This is a genomic window from Aminobacter anthyllidis, from assembly GCF_018555685.1.
GTDB classification, from domain to species: Bacteria; Pseudomonadota; Alphaproteobacteria; order Rhizobiales; family Rhizobiaceae; genus Aminobacter; species Aminobacter anthyllidis.
Genome location: NZ_JAFLWW010000004.1, coordinates 439,259 through 457,151 on the forward strand (window position 1 = coordinate 439,259; position 17,893 = coordinate 457,151).

15 protein-coding genes are annotated in these 17,893 nt (G+C 62.8%); 7 read left to right on the forward strand and 8 right to left on the reverse strand.

From position 1 onward, the window contains the following. Positions 1-70: 70 nt before the first annotated feature. Positions 71-943, forward strand: a complete 873-nt coding sequence (locus J1C56_RS15910; RefSeq protein WP_214391032.1) for a LysR substrate-binding domain-containing protein — start codon at positions 71-73, stop codon at positions 941-943. Positions 944-1,338: 395 nt separating this feature from the next. Here the strand turns inward: J1C56_RS15910 and J1C56_RS15915 are convergent, their stop codons facing one another. Together J1C56_RS15915 and J1C56_RS15920 are read right to left on the reverse strand one after the other, a co-directional pair. Then, positions 1,339-1,719 carry a YciI family protein gene (locus tag J1C56_RS15915; RefSeq protein ID WP_214391033.1) on the reverse strand — a complete coding sequence of 127 codons (381 nt, stop codon included), beginning with the start codon at positions 1,717-1,719 and terminating at the stop codon, positions 1,339-1,341. Positions 1,720-1,831: 112 nt separating this feature from the next. Further along, positions 1,832-2,743: a LysR family transcriptional regulator gene (locus J1C56_RS15920; RefSeq protein ID WP_214391034.1), complete on the reverse strand. Its 912-nt coding sequence runs from the start codon at positions 2,741-2,743 to the stop codon at positions 1,832-1,834. Between the two features lie 138 nt (positions 2,744-2,881). On the opposite strand from J1C56_RS15920, the gene gstA reads away from it, so the two are divergent. Together gstA and J1C56_RS15930 are read left to right on the forward strand one after the other, a co-directional pair. Next, on the forward strand, positions 2,882-3,508 hold the full coding sequence (gstA, locus tag J1C56_RS15925; RefSeq protein ID WP_214391035.1) for a glutathione transferase GstA: 627 nt from the start codon (positions 2,882-2,884) through the stop codon (positions 3,506-3,508). 2 nt (positions 3,509-3,510) lie between these two features. Beyond that, positions 3,511-3,840: a DMT family transporter gene (locus J1C56_RS15930; protein ID WP_214391036.1), complete on the forward strand. Its 330-nt coding sequence runs from the start codon at positions 3,511-3,513 to the stop codon at positions 3,838-3,840. A 62-nt stretch (positions 3,841-3,902) separates the two neighbouring features. Here J1C56_RS15930 and J1C56_RS15935 read toward each other — a convergent pair whose 3' ends face one another. After that, positions 3,903-6,380: a GcvT family protein gene (locus J1C56_RS15935; protein WP_214391037.1), complete on the reverse strand. Its 2,478-nt coding sequence runs from the start codon at positions 6,378-6,380 to the stop codon at positions 3,903-3,905. Positions 6,381-6,586: 206 nt separating this feature from the next. On the opposite strand from J1C56_RS15935, the gene J1C56_RS15940 reads away from it, so the two are divergent. Beyond that, a complete protein-coding gene (locus J1C56_RS15940) occupies positions 6,587-7,246 on the forward strand; it encodes a dihydrofolate reductase family protein (RefSeq protein WP_214391038.1) in 660 nt (219 codons plus the stop codon). 50 nt (positions 7,247-7,296) lie between these two features. Here J1C56_RS15940 and J1C56_RS15945 read toward each other — a convergent pair whose 3' ends face one another. The 4 genes from J1C56_RS15945 to J1C56_RS15960 all read right to left on the reverse strand — a co-directional run bounded on the left by J1C56_RS15945 (position 7,297) and on the right by J1C56_RS15960 (position 12,838). Continuing rightward, positions 7,297-8,085, reverse strand: a complete 789-nt coding sequence (locus tag J1C56_RS15945; RefSeq protein WP_214391039.1) for a DeoR/GlpR family DNA-binding transcription regulator — start codon at positions 8,083-8,085, stop codon at positions 7,297-7,299. A 72-nt stretch (positions 8,086-8,157) separates the two neighbouring features. Next, entirely contained in the window at positions 8,158-10,581 is a 2,424-nt protein-coding gene (locus J1C56_RS15950) for a GcvT family protein (RefSeq protein WP_214391040.1), read from the reverse strand. 77 nt (positions 10,582-10,658) lie between these two features. Further along, positions 10,659-11,615 (reverse strand): PDR/VanB family oxidoreductase, encoded by a 957-nt coding sequence (locus J1C56_RS15955; RefSeq protein ID WP_214391041.1) that lies wholly within the window; start codon positions 11,613-11,615, stop codon positions 10,659-10,661. 23 nt (positions 11,616-11,638) lie between these two features. Further along, positions 11,639-12,838: an aromatic ring-hydroxylating oxygenase subunit alpha gene (locus tag J1C56_RS15960; RefSeq protein ID WP_214391042.1), complete on the reverse strand. Its 1,200-nt coding sequence runs from the start codon at positions 12,836-12,838 to the stop codon at positions 11,639-11,641. A gap of 124 nt (positions 12,839-12,962) precedes the next feature. Between J1C56_RS15960 and J1C56_RS15965 the strand changes: the two genes are divergently transcribed. The 3 genes from J1C56_RS15965 (at position 12,963) to J1C56_RS15975 (ending at position 16,719) form a co-directional block, all read left to right on the forward strand. Next, a complete protein-coding gene (locus J1C56_RS15965) occupies positions 12,963-13,826 on the forward strand; it encodes a LysR substrate-binding domain-containing protein (protein ID WP_214391043.1) in 864 nt (287 codons plus the stop codon). A gap of 126 nt (positions 13,827-13,952) precedes the next feature. Continuing rightward, entirely contained in the window at positions 13,953-15,011 is a 1,059-nt protein-coding gene (locus J1C56_RS15970; protein ID WP_214391044.1) for a GlxA family transcriptional regulator, read from the forward strand. 229 nt (positions 15,012-15,240) lie between these two features. Continuing rightward, positions 15,241-16,719, forward strand: a complete 1,479-nt coding sequence (locus J1C56_RS15975) for an EAL domain-containing protein (RefSeq protein WP_214391045.1) — start codon at positions 15,241-15,243, stop codon at positions 16,717-16,719. A gap of 67 nt (positions 16,720-16,786) precedes the next feature. Here J1C56_RS15975 and J1C56_RS33460 read toward each other — a convergent pair whose 3' ends face one another. Continuing rightward, entirely contained in the window at positions 16,787-17,869 is a 1,083-nt protein-coding gene (locus J1C56_RS33460) for a DUF2218 domain-containing protein (RefSeq protein WP_338001447.1), read from the reverse strand. Positions 17,870-17,893 lie beyond the last annotated feature (24 nt).

Below are 17,893 nucleotides of genomic sequence, written 5' to 3' on the forward strand. Positions count from 1 at the left end.
CAAATCGTTAGTTTCGATATTTGTATTGGCTGAGTTTATTGGTATTCTACCCCGACGTCAGGGAGTAGACATGCGCTACGTTCAGCTTCGGGCATTCCATTATGTGGCGATTTGCGGCGGCTTTTCGCGCGCCGCCGAAACGCTGTTCCTCACCCAGCCGGCAATTTCCGATCAGGTGCGCAAGCTCGAGGAAGAGTACGATGTGCTCTTGTTCAACCGCCACAAGAAACAGGTGACGCCGACGGTGGCCGGCCAGCAGCTGCTTGAAATCACCCGGCGCATGTTCGACACCGAGCAGCAGGCGCTGGAGCTTCTGTCTGAGTCTCGCGCATTGCGCTCGGGCACGTTGCGCATCGTTGCCGATGCCGCCCACCATCTGCTGCATATCCTCGGCCAGTTCCGCCAGAAATATCCCGGCATCCAGGTGTCGGTGCGCGCCGGAAACACCGAGACCGTGATTTCCAGCCTCTACAGCTACGAGGCCGACATCGGCGTGCTTGGTGAAATCCCCACAGGCCGCGATTTCGAAGTGGTGAACCTCAATTCGACGCCGATCGTGGCTTTCGTTTCCACCGACCACCCGCTCGCCTCGGCCAAATCGCTGTCTCTGCACGAATTGTCCTTGCTGCCGCTGGTGATGCGCGAGCGCGGCTCGAAGACCCGCGCCAAGCTGGAAGACCTCGCCGCCAAGGAAGGCTTTGAGTTCAAGCCAGCGATCGAGGCAGAGGGGCGAGAGGCGGTGCGCGAGATCGTGGCGTCAGGTGCTGGCGTCGGCTTCGTTTCGTCCGCCGAGTTCGGCCAGGATGCGCGGTTGGTGCGAATCCCCATCGCCGCGCCTGAAATGCTGATGGACGAGGCGCTCATCTGTCTCAAGGAACGCAGCGGTGGCAAGCTGGTGCGGGTCTTCCTCGACATCGCCAGGTCGATGGCCGCAGCGGGTTGAACCCAATCACACGCCAGCAGAAAATTCCTCTGGTGTGAAACAAGATTTCATGGTAGGAATTATCTGACTTCGGATCAGATCGGCAATGCGACCGCCATCCGAACATTCGCAGACCCAAGAAACCGAACCGTGTGTCGAGGCCACCAGGCTTCGGACGGGACGCTATTGACTGGCGATGGCTATGAAAACGGCATCAACCTTCCTTCAGCTTTTGGCCCTGAGCGCTTGCCTCGTTGCCCGTGTGCTTGGCGCGGGAGACCTTCAGATGCCGGGAGTGCGCCGTGCCCTCCAGACGATGGCGGGAGCGGGACAACAGGCGATCACTGAATGCCTGGCGGTGCAAGCGTGAGGGTGTCGCCGCTGAAGAGCGCGCCGCGACCTGAGGAGAATGCCTGCTAGCCGTCGCCGGCGGCGATCGAAGCGCCGGGTACATACAGCATGATCGGCCGTATTTCATAGACAGCGGTCGGATTGGCTGAACGCAACTCGCGTGCCGCGGCCACTGCGCCGTCCATGCTGGGGTAGTCCACCACGTAGAAACCGAGCAGCTGCTCCTTGGTCTCGGCGAACGGACCGTCGGTGACCAGTCCGAGTCCTTTTCCCCTCAGCGTGACCGCGCTGTCGGTCGGCCCGAGGCGCGCCGCCGGTCCCAGATGCTTCTCGCTGACAAGACGATCGTTGATCTCGAGCAGATCCTCCATCAGTGCCGCGTCTTCCTCCTCGGTCCAGGATTCGACCACTCCCTCGGCGTGATACGCCAGGATGGCATAAAGCATGGCTGGTCCTCCCTTCGTTCCACATTACAATTTGGGCCAGCGAGCCATTGTTTGGTTCTGACCGCAAGTACCAAAAGCTGCCCGGCTATCGACCTTCCAGCATGGCCACTGATCACAAGCATAGCTTGCCTTCGAATAGGTCCCTCTCGCGGGCCAGTCCCTCGCCAACGACATCGAAGAAGGCGCGGACGCGGGCCGTCGCCTTGAGATCGGAATGGGTGACGATCCACAGCTCGCCAGCAAGTTCGGGCAATGGCTCGGCCAGCGCGCGCACCAGCCCCGGCTCGCCGTCGCCGAGATAGCAGGGCAGGAGCGCCAGGCCGATGCCGGCTTTTGCCGCGACCGCATGGTTGACCAAGCTGTTGGTGCGGTAGACGAAGCTCTCAGTCGAAACGTTCCGGTCCAGCCAGTCGGCGGCCATGATGCCGCCGGCCGTCTCCTCCCAGCCGACCAATGCATGACGTTCAATGTCGTTTGGGCCTTCGATCCCGCCGCCATGGGCGTCGAGATAGGCGGGGGAGGCAAAGAAGGTCCAGGCGACGCCGGCGAGCTTGCGCCCCCACAGATCGCCCTCCTTGGGCCGGATCGGCCTGAGCGCTACGTCGGCCTCGCGGCGTGACAGCGAGAGCACGCGGTTTTCGATGGCAAGTTCGACGAGGATGCCGGGATGGGCCTGCCGGAAGGCTGCGAGGTGCCCGGTCAGCCTGGAGTAGGCCAGCGTTTCCGAAGAGGTGACGCGCAGCCGGCCAGACAGCCGGCCGTCGGCGCCAGCGATGTCGCGCGCCAGGGCCAGCGCCTCGTCTTCCATGCGTTCCGCGGCGGCGGCCATGCGTTCGCCCGCTGACGTCAGCTGGTAGATGCCCCCTGGAAGACGTTCGAATACGCGCACCGCCAGCCGCTGCTCGAGCGCATTGAGCCTACGAAAGACAGTCGAGTGGTCGATGCCGAGCAAGCCTGCCGCAGCGGTCAGGCTGCCCGCGCGAGCCACAGACAGCACCAGCCTGAGTTCGTTCCAGTCGTCCATGCGAGCCTTCTAGCATGACCCGAGTTTGTAGTCATGCAAGCGCGGCTGGCAAATATCCAATGAGTATTGCGAATGCGCAACGACTAACTTTGTCCCCGGAAGCAACGACCACACGGTCAGAACCCAAGAGGACAGATCATGAAACTCTACTACGACACCGGCACCTGCTCGCTCTCGCCCCACATTGTGGCGCTCGAAGCCGGCATCGCGCTCGACATCGAGCGGGTCGACATCTCCAGGAAGCCGCATGTCACCGGCTCCGGCCATGACTTCACCAAGGTAAACCCCAACGGCTATGTGCCGGTGCTCGAACTCGACGACGGTTCGCTCCTGACCGAGGGTTCTGCGATCGTCCAGTACCTCGCAGACCTCAAGCCTGAGGCGAAGCTGGCGCCGGCGGCCGGCACGCGCGAACGCTACCTGTTGCAGTCATGGCTCAACTTCGTCGCCTCCGAACTGCACAAGATGTACAGCCCGTGGCTGTTTCATCCCGAGTATGGCGCCCAGGCGCAGGAGGTGGCGCGCGGCAAGATCGCTGAACGCCTTGCCTATGTCGAAAACCACCTGGAGGGCAGTGGTTCCTATCTGTTGGGCGAGACCTTCACCGCCGCCGACGCCTATCTCTTCACAATCGTCGGCTGGTCAGCCTTCGCCAAGGTCGACCTTTCCGCTTTCCCGCGGCTGCGCGCCTATATGGATCGCATCAGTGCACGGCCGAAGGTGCGCGAGGCGATGCGGGCCGAAGGCATGAAGCTCGCGGCCTGACGATGAGCCAGGGGCTTGCCTGGACCTTGCTGGTTGTTGCCGGCGTGCTCGACGTCGCGTGGGCGGTGTCGATGAAATATGCCCAAGGCTACACGCGGCCCGGCTGGTCGATCGTCTCGGTGCTGCTGCTGGCAGCCTTCGTCTACCTGCTTGGCCGTGTGCTGGAAGCGTTGCCCGTCGGCACGGCCTATGCGGTGTGGACCGGGATCGGGGCGGCCGGCACCGTCATCATGGGCGTCGTGCTGTTCGGCGAGACGCTCAGTCCGCTGCGTCTGGGCGGCGTTGTTGTCGTGCTCCTGGGTATCGCCATGCTCAAGCTCGCTGAAGCCTGACGGACAAGAAAAAGCCCCTCCCGATATGGGAGGGGCGGTCAGGTGAGGGGGCAGATGAACTTTTACGCGGCAGCGCGCAGTTCAGTGCTGTCGGCCTTCACGCGCTCGGACTTCGGGTCGTAGGGCGCCTTGAGATGGGCGGTCGCCGCATGGCGTTCGCCGGCAAGATCGATCTCGTAGCGTCCGCCTTCGATGAACGCCTTGTCGACGCCGTCGGCATGGTCGAGCAGGCCAAGGGCGACGGAACAACCGAGCGTGTGGCCGTAGGCCGCCGAGCGCACTTCGCCGACCGGTTTGCCGTCGCGCAGGATCAACTCGCCACCCCACAGCATCGGTGCTTCGTCATCGAGCGTGAACTGCACGATGCGGCGTGTCAGCTTGCCCTTGGCCTTTGCCTCGACCAGCGCCTCACGGCCGATGAACCCGCCAGGTTTGTCCATCGACACGGCGAAGGCGAGACCGGCTTCGAACGGATTGACGTCGGGCGTGAGCTCCCGGCTCCAGGCCCTGAAGCCCTTCTCAATACGTAGCGCTTCCAGCGCGTAGTAGCCGCAATCGGTCAGCCCAAACTCGCGCCCGGCCTCATGCAGCGCCTCATAGACCCCGACGGCGAATTCGCTCGGGACGATCAGCTCCCAGCCAAGCTCGCCGACATAAGTCATGCGGTTGGCGTAGGCAGTGGCATAGCCGATGTCGATCTCGCGAATGGTGGCGAAGGGGAAACCGACATTGGACAGGTCGGCCGAGGTCAGCCTGGCAAGGACGTCGCGTGAGCGTGGTCCCATCAGCGCCAACACCGAATAGGACGAGGTAACGTCGGTCAGCGTGACATGCGCATTGTCGGGGATGTTCTTGTTGATCCAGTCGGCGTCATGCACCGCTTGCGCCGATCCGGTTACGATCAGGAACTTGTCGCGGCCCAGGCGCATCACCGTCAGGTCGCTTTCATAGCCGCCGCGCTCGTTGAGCAGGCCGGTATAGATCGAGCGGCCGATCTCGACGTCGATGTCGGCGGCACAGATACGGTTCAGCGCCGAAGCCGCGTCGCGGCCCTGCACCAGAAGCTTGGCGAACGAGGTCTGGTCGAAGATGCCGGCGGCCTCGCGGGTGGCCTTCATCTCACGCTTGACCGCGTCGTGCCAGTTCTGGCGGCCGAAGGAATATTGCGTTTCGGGCTTTTCGCCCGATGCCGCAAACCAGTTGGCGCGCTCCCAGCCCATCTTGGATCCGAAGCAGGCGCCTTTGGCGGCCAGCCGGTCATAGAGCGGCGAGCGGCGGAAGGGCCGTGCTGTGTCGAGCTCGCGGTTCGGCCAGGGCATGGCGTAGTGCAGACCGAGCGTTTCCTTCACGCGGTCGTGGAGCCAGCGCGGGTTGTTGTTGAAGCCGGCAAAACGCCTGATGTCGACCGGCCACAGATCCATGGTCGGCGCACTGTTGACGATCCACTCGGCCAGCGCCTTGCCCGCACCACCGGCGCTGGCAATGCCCATCGAATTGAAGCCGGCGCCAACGTAGAAATTCTTCAGTTCCGGCGCTTCGCCAAGGATGAAGTTGTTGTCGGCGGTGAAGCTTTCCGGCCCGTTGTAGAATTTCTTGACCTCTGATGTTTCCAGCTGCGGCACGCGCACCAGCGCGTTCTGCATCAGGATCTCGAACTGGTCCCAGTCGTCGGGCAGCAGCGCGAACTCGAAATCATCAGGAATGCCCTTCATGCCCCACGGCTTGGCCTCTGGCTCGAAGCCGCCCATGACAAGGCCGCCGACCTCTTCCTTGAAGTAGATGAAGCCATCGGGGTCGCGCATGACCGGCAGGTCTGGATGCACGCCCTCGATCTTGCCGGTGACGATGTACATGTGCTCGGCCGAGTGCAGCGGCACGGTGACGCCGCACATCGCACCGACCTTGCGCGCCCACTGGCCAGCGCAGTTGACGACGATCTCGGCTGCGATATCGCCCTTGTCGGTCGAAACACCCGTCGCCTTGCCGTCCTTCGTCTTGATGCCGGTGACGCGGACACGCTCGATGACGCGTGCGCCGCGATTGCGCGCGCCCTTGGCCAGCGACTGGGTCAGGTCGGTCGGGTTGGCCTTGCCATCGCCCGGCAGCCAGACGGCGCCGACGAGGTCGTCGATCGCCATGACAGGCCACAGGTCCTGCGCCTCCTTGGCCGAGATCACCTCGATGTCGACGCCCTGCGCGCGGGCCGAGGCAGCTGTGCGCTTGAGCACAGTCATGCGGTCGGCGGTGCGGGCGACCGACAGCGAGCCGCAGTTCTTCCAGCCGGTGGCAAGGCCAGTTTCGGCCTCGAGCTCGCTGTAAAGCTGGGTCGAATATTTGATCAGGCTGGTCATGTTGGCGTGGCTGCGCAATTGCCCGACAAGGCCCGCCGCGTGCCAGGTGGTGCCGCCGCTGAGTTGGCCCTGCTCAAGCAGCACGACGTCCGTCCAGCCGAGTTTTGTCAGATGATAGGCGACCGAGCAGCCGATGATGCCGCCGCCGACGATGACGACGCGTGCCTGCGTCGGGAATTCCTGCGCCATAGTGAAACAATCTCCCAAAGGTGATGGTCGCAATCATAACGTCGTCGCAACAAAATGCAACATTAAATGCAACAAATAGTCACATATCGTTGGTGGCCGAAAAAGGCGGGGAATTCGGCCATCAATTTTTCACGGCGTTGTCGGAACGGGTCGCCGCTGAACGTCTTCAAGACGTAGAGTCGGCAGGGACGACGAAGGAGAACGACATGAGAAAGATCGTGGTGGGTGCATTCATGAGCCTCGACGGCGTCATGCAGGCGCCGGGTGGACCGGAGGAGGATCCGATCGGCGGCTTCAAGTTTGGTGGCTGGGCCGCGCCCTATTTCGACGAAACGATGACCGAGGGGGTGGGCGAGATGTTCGCCAAACCGTTCGACCTGCTGCTCGGGCGCAAGACCTGGGACATTTTCGCTGCGCACTGGCCCTATGTCGACGCAGACGATCCCATCGGCCCGCTGTTTGATCGCATCAACAAATATGTGGCGACCCGCAACCCGGACCTGAAGCTCGGCTGGCAGAACAGCCATTCGCTCGGTCCCGACGCCGTCGCTGCCGTGCGCAAGCTGAAATCAGAGGACGGGCCGGACCTGTTGACCCAGGGTTCGACGGAATTCCTCAAGACCCTGCTTGCTGGCGACCTCGTTGACGAGCTCAACATCTCGATCTTCCCGCTGGTGCTGGGCAAGGGCAAGCGGCTGTTCGGCGACGCCGCCATGCCGACGGCGTTGAAGCTGGTTTCGTCGAAGGCTTCCGGGACCGGCGTGACGGTCAACAAATACGTCCGCGACGGCGACGTCGTCACCGGCTCGTTCGAGTTCGAGACCCCGACCGACGCGGAACTGGAGCGGCGGCGGAAGTTGACCTGATCGTTGTGCCGGGCCAGCGGAGCGGCAGTCTTGCTGCTCTGCCATCTCTGCTATTCGCCGACAATCACCTTCGGTCCCTTGCGCTCCAGCGCCTCTACCATCGCTGCGGGGGGAGGGGCGTCGACGATGATACCGGCGGCGAGTTCGAAACGCTGGATGCGCAGCGGCGTGAGCCGTCCGAACTTCGAACTGTCGAGCACGAAATAGGCGCGGGCTGCGGTGGCCGCCATGCGTGAGCGCTGTTCGGCGCCGTTGCGGGTGAAGTCGGTCACCTCGCCGTCGGGCGACAACGCGCCGCCGCCGAGGAAGGCGACGTCGATGCGGAAGCGGCCGATGGCGTCGAGCGCATCGATGCCGACTGCTGCCTCCTCCGACGGGTCGATTTCGCCGCCGAGCATGTGCACGCGCACATGCGGCTGGCGGCACATGTGCAGCGCGATCACCAGGCTCGTTGTGCAGATCGTCAGGTTCTGCCTGCCTGTCAGCGCGTGCGCCACGGCAAGGGTGGTGGTTCCGGAATCGAGAAACACCACCATGCCGTCCTCGACCAGATTGGCCGCGGCGCGGCCGATCGCAGCCTTGCCGGCCGCGTTTTCCTGGCTGCGCTCCGTCAGCGCCGGTTCGGTTGCCTCAAACAGCGTCGCCCCGCCATGCACAAGGTCGAGCTGGCCGCGTTCGGCTAGATGCTTCATGTCGCGGCGGATGGTTTCCCGCGACACGTCGAAGAAATTGGCGAGCTCGGTGATGCCGACCGAGCCGTCGGCGGCGAGCCGCCTCAGGATCTCGTCATGGCGGCGCGGCGCGAGCGCCCGGGCACTGGAACTTTGCGAGTCGGACATGAGGCCAATGTGGCGATATTGGCCTCATCGGGCAAGCGGATGTTGCAATATGTGGCAGACCGGCATGCAGGTTCACATGCGGACCCTTTCGCCAGCCGGATCGTAGACGCAGCGCTCGACGACGGTGGCGCGGCTGCGGCGTCCAAAGGCCTCAACCTCGACCTCCTTGAGGCCCATGTCGTCGCCCTTGAGGTAGCCGAACACCAGTGAGGCGCCCATGCTGTGGCCGAAATCGCCGCTGGTCGTCATGCCGACGACGCGGCCATTCACCGACATTGCCTCGCCGCCATAGACCGATAGCGGCTCGTCGAGCTTGAAGCAGGCGAGCTTGCGGGTCAGGCCGCGCTCCTTCTGCGCCACAAGCGCATCACGACCCTGGAAGTCGCCCTTCTTCATCGACACGGCAAAGCCGAGGCCGGCTTCCAGCGGCGTGTCGTCGGGTGTGATGTCGGCACCCCAGTAGAGATAGCGCTTTTCCATGCGCAGGCTGGAGATCGCCTTGTAGCCGACATCGGCGATGCCGAACGCAGCCCCCGCATCCTTCAGCACCTCATAGACATAGGCCATGTATTCGACAGGCACATGCAGCTCCCAGCCGAGCTCGCCGACATAGGTGACGCGCGCCGCCATGACCGGGGCCCAGCCAACGCGGATGTTGCGGCAGCTCATATAGGGGAAGGCGGCGTTGGAGACATCGTCCTCGCTGACCTTGGCGAGCACGTCGCGCGAAAGCGGTCCGCACAGGTTGATGACGCCATAGGCGCCGGTGACATCCTGCACGCTTACCGAGCCGTCGCGCGGCATGTGGTGACGGATCCAGCCACCGTCACGTGTGCCGAAGGCCGAGCCGGTTACGACGTGGAAGACGTCCTCGCGTGGCCGCATGATGGTGAGATCCGCCTCGATGCCGCCGCGCTTGTTGAGCAGCTGGGTGTAGATGACAGCCCCTTCGCCGCGATCGACATTGGCCGCAGCCAGCCACTGCAGATAGGCGAACGCACCCGGACCTGAGACCTCGAATTTCGAGAATGACGACTGGTCGACAAGGGCCACGCCCTCGCGCACGGTTCTATGCTCGCGGCCGATCACCTCGGCATAGGGCGCGCGCTCGAAGGTTTCGAGCGGTGGCTTTGCCTCGCCCGCTTTCAGGAAATAATTGGGTCTCTCCCAGCCGAACTTGACGCCGTTGACCGCACCTTGCGCAGTCAAGGTCTGGTAGAGCGGCGATCGGCGCAGCGGCCGGCAGGCAGAGCGTTCCTCCTCCGGCCAGGCGATGGCGTAGTATTTCGAATAGGCCTCGATCGCGCTGTCTCGGAGATAGGCCAGCCCGCCATGCGGCTTGCCGAAGCGGCGCAGGTCGAACGCCCACAGGTCCATGCCGGGATCGCCTTCAACGATCCAGTTGGCCATGGCGCGACCGGCACCACCCGATGCCGCGATACCAGAGGTGAAGCCGCAGGCAACGAAGAAGTTCTCGTAGTCACCGGCCAGGCCCATCACCGGCTCGCCATCGGCGGAGATCGGGATCGGGCCGTTGACCACGGCGCGCACGCCGAGCTCGCTCAGGATCGGGATGCGGTTCGCAGCCCCTTCGATCACTTCCGACATCCGTTCGAGATCGTCGGGGAACAGCTCCTGGCCAAAGCTCATCGGCAGTTTGCCAAGGCCATAGGCGGCGCGGGTTTCCTTTTCCCAGCCGCCGATGGCCATCGCGCCCGGCTCCGGCTTGACGTAGAAATTGGCATCGGGGTCGCGCAGCGTCGGCAGATCGTCGGGCACGGAAGATGATTTCTCGGTGACGAAATATTCGTGCTCGACAACCGTGATCGGCAGGTCGATGCCGGCGAGTTCGCCGAGCTGGCGCGCCCACAGGCCGGCCGCATTGACAACGACCTCGCAGCCGATCTCGCCCTCTGATGTCTTCACCCCGGTGATACGGCGATCCCTGATGGTGAAGCCGGTGACCGTCACACCCTCGACGATACGCACGCCGCCCGCCCGCGCGCCCTTGGCATAGGCATGGGTTAGCGAATAGGGATCGACATGGCCGTCCGAGGCAATCCAGGTCGCGCCGCGCAGATCTTTGGTATCGACCAGCGGGAACAGCTTCTTGACGTCGTTGGGGCCGACAAGTTCCATGTCGAAGCCGTAGCTCTTGGCGGCGGTGTGGGCGCGCTTGAGCTCTTCCCAGCGTGCGTCGGAGGCGGCGAGGCGCAGGCTGCCGACATTCTTCCAGCCGACATCCTGGCCGGTCTCGGCGCCGATCCTGGCGCAGAGGTCTGCGCTGTATTGCATCAGGCGCGTCAGATTCACCTTGCTGCGCAGTTGCCCCATCAGGCCGGCGGCGTGCCAGGTCGATCCTGCCGTCAGCACGTTCTTTTCAAGCAGCAGCACGTCCTTTTCGCCGGCCTTGGCGAGGTGATAGGCAATCGAGGTGCCAAGGGCGCCACCGCCGACGATGACGATGCGGGCGTGAGAGGGAACTTTGCTGGACATGCTTTGACTTTCCGGATGGTCTCGCGGCTGCGAGGCGAGTTCAGGTTCGTTCAGCCGGCTTTCGCCGGACCGATTTGTCAGAGGTCGAGGGTCAGGTTTGCAGAGCGGGCGCGCGAACAGCACACGGTGAGGAATTCGCGGCGTTCGTCCTGGGTAAGTGCGGTGTCGCGGTGATCGGGTTCGCCGTCGAGATAGGGAACCATGCAGGAGCCGCAGATGCCCTGCCGGCAGCTGGTAGCAATGTCATGGCCGGCGGCCTTGAGAGCGGCAAACAGGGTCGTGCCCGCCGGCACGTCGATGACCGCGCCGCTCGAAGAAATCGTCACCTGGAACGGTCTGTCACCTTCCACGATCTTGGCTTCGGGCGCGAAGCTTTCGACATGCACCTGCTCGCACGGCCAGTTTTCTGTTGCCTTGGCGAATGCCTTGAGCAACCCGGCCGGGCCGCAGGCATAGGCGTGGACGCCGTCCGCCGCCGCGCCGACGAGTGCCGCCATGTCAGGGCGTTTTGCCGGGTCGTTGCCGTCATGGTGCAGAGCGGCGCGGCCGGCTTTGACCTCATCGAGGATGAATTCGCGGAACGCCGTCTCTTTCATCGAGCGGGCGCAGATGTGGGCGAAGTAACTCGCCTTGGCGCGCTTCAGATGGTGGATCATCGCAATGACAGGCGTGATGCCGATGCCGCCGGCAATGAGGATATGGTGCCTGCCATTCTCGACGAGCGGAAAGCCGTTGCGCGGCGGATCGGCGCGAACCACAACGCCGCGCTCGAAGGCCTTCGCCACCTCCAGCGAGCCGCCTTCGCCGTGCTCCTCGCGTTGTACGGCGATCCAGTATTCCGACTTGTTGGCGGGGTCGCCGCATAGCGAATAGCAGCGGGCGCGACCACTCGGCAGGCGGAAGTTGAGATGAGACCCGGCCTGCCAGGCCGGCAGGCGCTCGCGATGCGGCGAGACCAGCCGATAGGCCGAGACCCTTGTCGTGAGCGTCCTGACCTCTGCTACCTGCAGCAGGATTTCCGGCCTGGAAAGCATGGCGTGGCTCCTGTCTTGCGGGATCAGGCGCCCATCTGGCGCGCGTACCACCTGACGTAGCGGTCGACGTTCTGCTCCTTCAGCGGCGAGTAGGGTCCGGGCTGGAAACCCGGCGAGGTCACGCCGATCCACTGGCGCCGGCAGATTTCCCAGTCTTCCGACATCACCTCGTCGTGGAAGGCGGCGACCTTCTCGGGATCGTAGTCGCGGCCCTCGACCGCATTCTCGTCGACCAGCCAGTAGCCGCGCACGATGGTCTTGGTCGGCGACACCGGCGTGATGCGCACGGTGTGGGCATAGTCGGAATTGGCGTGGCACCAGAAGTTGATGTTGGTGTTGGCGCGTGCCGTACCCATGTCGGGGTCGGAGAAACCGGCCATCAGCACGTCGCAGACCAGTTGCCCGTCGGGGCTTTCGGTGACCATGCCCTTGCGCACCGGCGTGCGGTTGGCACGAAACCACTCGGCGGTGTAGTCGGACGAGGTGTTGACGCGGGCGGTGTCGAGACCGGCCTTTTCCCAACGGATGGCGCAGTCGGCGAGGCGCTCCGTTATCTCGCCCTTGAGGTCTGGGTTGTCGTTTTCGGTGTCGTACTGCACCGATACATAGCCATGGTGATTGGCCTCGCAGTGGTAGCACTCGCGGTTGTTTTCGACGACGAGCTTCCAGTTCAGGTCGAGCTCGTAATCGCGGATCAGCGCGATCTTGGCCCGGTTCATGCCTTGCGACTTCAGGATCGGCGACAGGTGGTCGCGCAGCTCGTCAAACGGCGAGGGCGTGTCGGAGAGGTTGACGAAGATCAGCCCGTCGAACTCCTCGGCGTGCACGCCCTTGAGACCATGCTCGGCCTTGTCGAAGCTCTCTCCCATCATCGGGGCGCCGACAAGCTGACCGTCATGGGCATAAGACCAGGAATGATAGGGGCAGACCAACCGCGTCGCCTTGCCCTTTTCCTTGGTGCAGATGATCGAACCGCGATGGCGGCAGACATTGTGGTGGGCATGTACCTTGCCGTCGCGATCGCGCACCACCACAACCGGCGCGCCGCCGACATTCAGCGTCATGTAGTCACCCGACTTGGGCAGCTCGATGGAATGCCCGGCGAAGAACCAGTTGTTGCGGAAGATCCGTTCCTGCTCTTCGGCGAAGATGTCCGCGTTGGTGTAGAAATCGCGCGGCAGGCCGTAACCCGGACGGTAGCCATTCAGCCAGTGGACATTCATTGCGGCGCTTCCCAGTGCTTGTTTGAGGCAGATTAGAATTGTTCTTGTCTGTGCCGGCAAACGCGATTACCTTGGGGGAAGACCAAGAAAAACTAATGGTACTATGGCAGCTGCCCGACCTCCTTTGAACTGGCTCCGGGCATTCGAGGCTGCCGCTCGGCTCGGCAGCTTTGCCGGCGCTGCCAGCGAGCTCAACGTCACCCCGTCAGCGATATCCCAGCACATCCGGGCATTGGAACTGCGCCTCGGCAAGGAGCTGTTCGACCGCCATGCCAATGGCGTGAGGCTGACCGACCGTGGCCGCATCTATGCCGAAGACCTTGGCCGGGCTTTTGCGCTGATCGACGAGGCGACAGCCAAGCTCGCTGGGCGGGGCACGCGCGAAATGCTGGTCGTACATGTGCCGACCTCGTTTGCCAGCCAATGGATCGCACCGCGGCTCGACCTGTTTCGCGCCCAGCATCCGACCATCGACCTGAGGCTGACCGCGCTCGACCACGGCGAAGGCAAGGTCGACGCAGCAATCGAATTCGGCTGGGGCAACTGGCCCAAGCGCGAGGCAACGCTTTTGCTGCGCGACGAAACCTTCCCGGTCTGCGCGCCGAAATATGCCGCCGGCCTTTCCTCGCCCAACGACCTGCAGGCGCGCAACCTGTTGCATGTGCCTGGCTATGCCGAGGACTGGGACACCTGGCTTGCGCATGTCGGCGTGAGCGGCATCGACACCTCAGCGGGCTCGTTCTTCGACCAGTCGATCATGGCGATCCGTGCAGCAATCGAAGGCAAGGGCGTGCTGCTCGGCCGCTCGGCGCTGGTTGAACGCGAACTGGCGACAGGACTGTTGGTTGCGCCTTTCGAACAAAGACTGCGCGGCGCCGGATCCTACTGGTTTCTGGCGACGCCGCAGAAGGCAAAAACCCCGAAAGTCATCGCCTTCCGCGACTGGCTGATGAGCATGGTGCAGGCGACCGAAACAGCCGCCGGCTGACCCCTAGTGCACCAAGCGCTACTGAAGCCACATTTTACCATGTTGCATTTTGTGTCATTTATTGCCATTTTGTGATCCTGCAGTCTCATTTGAGGCAATCGGTTCCTGATGGAGTCGGAGGGGCACATGAACGCACCGAACAAGCATTCAGCCTTCAACGTCGAGGCCTGTTGGCCCGGTGCCAGGGCATTGCCCGCCAATTTGCCCCTAGGGGCGAACGTTGAGGCCCCCGCCGAGTTCCTGGTGCTGGTTTTGTCCGGATTTTCCCAGCTCTGCCTGTCATCGCTGATCGACCCGCTCAGGATCGCCAATTCGCTGTCAGGCCGCAGCCAGTTCCGGTGGCGGCTGATGAGTCTCGACGGCTTGCCGGTCGAATGCGCCAGCGGCTTTTCCATCGCAGCATCAGCCAGCTTCGTCGAGCAGCAGAAAACAATGGTGCTCGACCCGCGCTGCGCGATCGTCATCTGCGCCGGCGAAGGCGTCGAAAAGCACGGTTCGCACGAACTGCGCGCTTTCTTGCGCCGCGCCTTTCGCGCCCATGTTCCGATCTACGCCCTGGGCACCGCGACCTGGCTGCTTGCCGAGGCGGCATTGCTTGATGACATCAAATGCACCATCCACTGGGGCAAGATGGCGGCACTCCAGGAGACCTTCTACGACCTCGCCATTGACGACGCGCTGTTTGTCCGCGATGGCCAGATCGTCACCTGCGCCGGCGAACTTGCCGCCTTCGACCTCGCGCTGGAACTGGTTCAGGAGCGCTGCGGCACCGAGCTTTCGCGCAGTATCTGCCAGCATGTCACAGCCGACCGCTGGCGCGATGGTGCAAGCTGCCAGTCGGTGCCGCCGGGACTGCGCTATGGCAGCACCGGCAAGAAGCTTTTGCGCATCCTGCAGCTGATGGAAAAAAACATCGAAGCACCGCTGTCGCTGGAGGAAATCTCCGGCCAGGTGTCGCTGTCGCGCCGCCAAATCGAGCGGCTGTTTGAACGCCATCTCTCAACCACGCCGTGGCAGCATTATCTGGTACTCAGGCTGACCAAGGCGCGCCAGCTGATCGAGCTGACGCCGATGCCGATCATGAACGTTGCCGTTGCCTGCGGCTTCGTGTCGTCATCGCATTTTTCCAAGAGCTTTCGCGACCATTTCAAGGTGCTGCCGAGCAAGGTCCGCGCAGTGGTGTAGGTGGCCAGCAAGAATTGCGACTCGCCAGCAATTCAAAATATCTGAGGAGGCCGTAAACGCTTATTTTAGCGTGCTGACCTAGGTTTGACCGTGCACGGCAAATATTCCCGTGGAAAGGGGAGCGCTGAACATAAGCTTCACACAACCAAGAGCTGCGCGTGTCTGGTCCGGAGCGAGTGGTAGTGCCGGGCGATTACGTCGTGTACTGGCGGCGTGCCTGGTTGCTGCATTGCCCCTGTTGCTGGGCTTTCCGCTAATGATTCATCAGTCTGAAAACGCCTTGGAAGCCCGTGCGATCGAAGCCAGCCGTTTTGCGCTCAATCACATCGAAACAATGCTCGACAGCGCCGATCTCGCAGCCAATGCGGTTTCCCAACTCTCGGGCAAACCGTGCGCCGAAGCCGAACGGGCGTTGAGATTGCAGGCGACGTCACGCCCTTTCGTACGCTCCGTCAATCTCACAGAAAATGGCGTGATTTATTGCACGTCCTTGAACGGAAGCGTTCGCGATGCCGAGGAGGCCAATGCCTACGCAGGTGGCCGCCTACGCTTGATGGCTGGCAACGACGTTACCCCCGACCGAGCGGTGTTGATCTACAGGTTGCCCGAGAAATCCAAAAGCGTTCTTGTTGGCATCGATGGTCAACACCTCAAAAACATACTGCAGTTGGTAAGCGCCGACTTTGCCACAGTCAGCCTGCTGATAGGAGATAGCAGGATGGGGGGCGATGGTATGGTCAGCGAATTCGCGCCGAACCGGCATTTGGTCAGACCGATCGCGACGAGCTCCCGAAAATACCCTTTCACGATGCAGGCGGCTAATCCTGACGGAATGCGATTGCGTTATCTGATGGAGCACTATCTGCCGCAACTCGGCCTTTTGGCCTTGCTTGGCACCTTGGCGGGTGTTGGGGCCTACAAGCTGGGACTGCGCGCACTTTCTCCGCGCGTGGAAATGGGACGTGCGCTCTCGGCAGGCGAATTCGTACCGTATTACCAGCCTCTAGTCCGGGGTGACGACTATGAATGGTGCGGACTGGAAGTGCTGATGCGCTGGAAGCACCCAACAGATGGGCTCATCCCTGCTGACCTGTTCATACCCTACGCCGAACGCTCTGGCCTGATCGTGCCAATGACTGAGCATCTGATGATACAAACCTGCCGCGAACTCGCGCCCCATGCAAAGCGGCTGCCGCCAGATTTCCATATTGGCATAAACATCTCGGCCGCGCATTGCATGGACTTGCGCCTGATCGATCAGTGCCGGCAATTCCTCAGTGCCTTCCCGGCCGGAAGTATTGTCCTGGTGCTGGAGCTGACCGAGCGCGAATTGATTGAACCGACCGATGTGACCGATCGGCTGTTTGCCGAGCTACGCGGCTTGGGTGTCAAGATCGCCATTGACGACTTCGGCACTGGCCAGTCCAGCCTGGCCTATCTGCAGAAATTCCACATCGATGCCCTGAAAATAGACCGCAGCTTCGTGGCCATGGCCGGATCGGACGTGCTGTCACGGCATATACTGGACAACATCATCGACTTGGCCAACAGGCTCAATCTCGATGTCGTGGCCGAGGGCGTTGAGAGCACCCAGCAGCGGGACTATCTCAGCGAGCGTGGCGTGCAGTACCTCCAGGGCTATTTTTTCGGTCGCCCGATGCCCATCGATCCCTTGTTGCAGACGCTGAAGCAGGCTCCCCCCGGATAGATTTCGGGCATCGCTGTGGAGCCTTTCTGAACGTTAGACACTTGTGCCCGTTGGTAGACGGACACCGTCACTGTTCCGTTCCGTTCTGGTCTTCGGCCTTACCACTGCGCCAGTAAGACACCACCAGATGCTCATGCTTGGCCAGGCCGCGCTCCTTGCGCAGATAGGCGCGGATGTCGCGAAAGGCGTCGAACTCGCAGCCGGCCCAGACAAAGACGCGGGTGCCGTCGCCTGGCAGATTCACGCCGCGTACCGCTTCGGTCAACAGCGCGCCGGGCGTTGAGCCATTGCGGCAGAGCCATTCGATGGGGATCGCCGCCTTAGTCTCTACCTCTTGAATCTCGCTTGCGTCGGCCACCTCGATCAGGGCGGTTCCGTACGCCGTTGCCGGCAGGTGTTCCAGCATGCGCGAGATTGCCGGCAGCGCGGTCTCGTCGCCTGCCAGAAGATACCAGTCGGCCTCGACCAACCCACCGCCACCGGGGCCGAAAATGCCGACACGGTCGCCTGGGCGCGCAGCCTCGGCAAAGGCCGACCCCGGCCCGGCATCGGCATGCAGCACGAAATCGATGTCGAGGGTACGGGCCGCAAGGTCGAACGCGCGGACCGTGTATTTGCGCAAGGAGGGCCGCCGCGCGGGATCTTCCCACGCGACCAGTCCATTGCTGCCGACGCTTGGCCATTGCGGCGCGGCGAGGTCAGGATGCTGGATCAGTATGTTGAGGTGCAGCGCGCTCATCGGCGCGAAACGGCTGACATGCTCGCCGGCGAATGTGATGCGGCGCATGTGAGGCGTCACGTCGCGAACCGCCTTTACCTCAAGGATCTGAAAGTTTGGTGGCCGCCCAGTTTCGTTGCCATCGCCGGTCCAGGCAATGATGGGGGCGCCATTTTTGGCGAGTTCGATAATGTGCGAGGCGACGGTGAGGCGGAGGAAATAGAGATCTTCCAGACTGCCAGCGCTGGCATCGATTTGGATGGCATCGGTATCGTGCGAGATACGGGCATGGGCTCGGTCAAAGCGTACAGTACGCTCGTCGCCTGAAGTCTCCACCTTGGCGCCATGCTCGACCATGTGTTCGCAGAAGGCCGCGATCAGCGTGTCGGGATCGGCCAGTGCGATGCGGGCCTGTGTGACAAATTCCTTCACCGAAACTCCGTCTGTAATGCTGTC

Excerpts from the sequence above, each read along its gene's own strand:
- J1C56_RS15930 (WP_214391036.1), top strand. The coding sequence starts at position 3,511 with ATGAGCCAGGGGCTTGCCTGGACCTTGCTGGTTGTTGCCGGCGTGCTC.
- J1C56_RS15950 (WP_214391040.1), bottom strand. The coding sequence starts at position 10,581 with ATGTCCAGCAAAGTTCCCTCTCACGCCCGCATCGTCATCGTCGGCGGT.
- J1C56_RS15960 (WP_214391042.1), bottom strand. The coding sequence starts at position 12,838 with ATGAATGTCCACTGGCTGAATGGCTACCGTCCGGGTTACGGCCTGCCG.
- J1C56_RS15970 (WP_214391044.1), top strand. The coding sequence starts at position 13,953 with ATGAACGCACCGAACAAGCATTCAGCCTTCAACGTCGAGGCCTGTTGG.
- J1C56_RS15915 (WP_214391033.1), bottom strand. The coding sequence starts at position 1,719 with ATGCTTTATGCCATCCTGGCGTATCACGCCGAGGGAGTGGTCGAATCC.
- gstA (WP_214391035.1), top strand. The coding sequence starts at position 2,882 with ATGAAACTCTACTACGACACCGGCACCTGCTCGCTCTCGCCCCACATT.
- J1C56_RS15955 (WP_214391041.1), bottom strand. The coding sequence starts at position 11,615 with ATGCTTTCCAGGCCGGAAATCCTGCTGCAGGTAGCAGAGGTCAGGACG.
- J1C56_RS15935 (WP_214391037.1), bottom strand. The coding sequence starts at position 6,380 with ATGGCGCAGGAATTCCCGACGCAGGCACGCGTCGTCATCGTCGGCGGC.
- J1C56_RS15940 (WP_214391038.1), top strand. The coding sequence starts at position 6,587 with ATGAGAAAGATCGTGGTGGGTGCATTCATGAGCCTCGACGGCGTCATG.
- J1C56_RS15945 (WP_214391039.1), bottom strand. The coding sequence starts at position 8,085 with ATGTCCGACTCGCAAAGTTCCAGTGCCCGGGCGCTCGCGCCGCGCCGC.
- J1C56_RS15910 (WP_214391032.1), top strand. The coding sequence starts at position 71 with ATGCGCTACGTTCAGCTTCGGGCATTCCATTATGTGGCGATTTGCGGC.
- J1C56_RS15920 (WP_214391034.1), bottom strand. The coding sequence starts at position 2,743 with ATGGACGACTGGAACGAACTCAGGCTGGTGCTGTCTGTGGCTCGCGCG.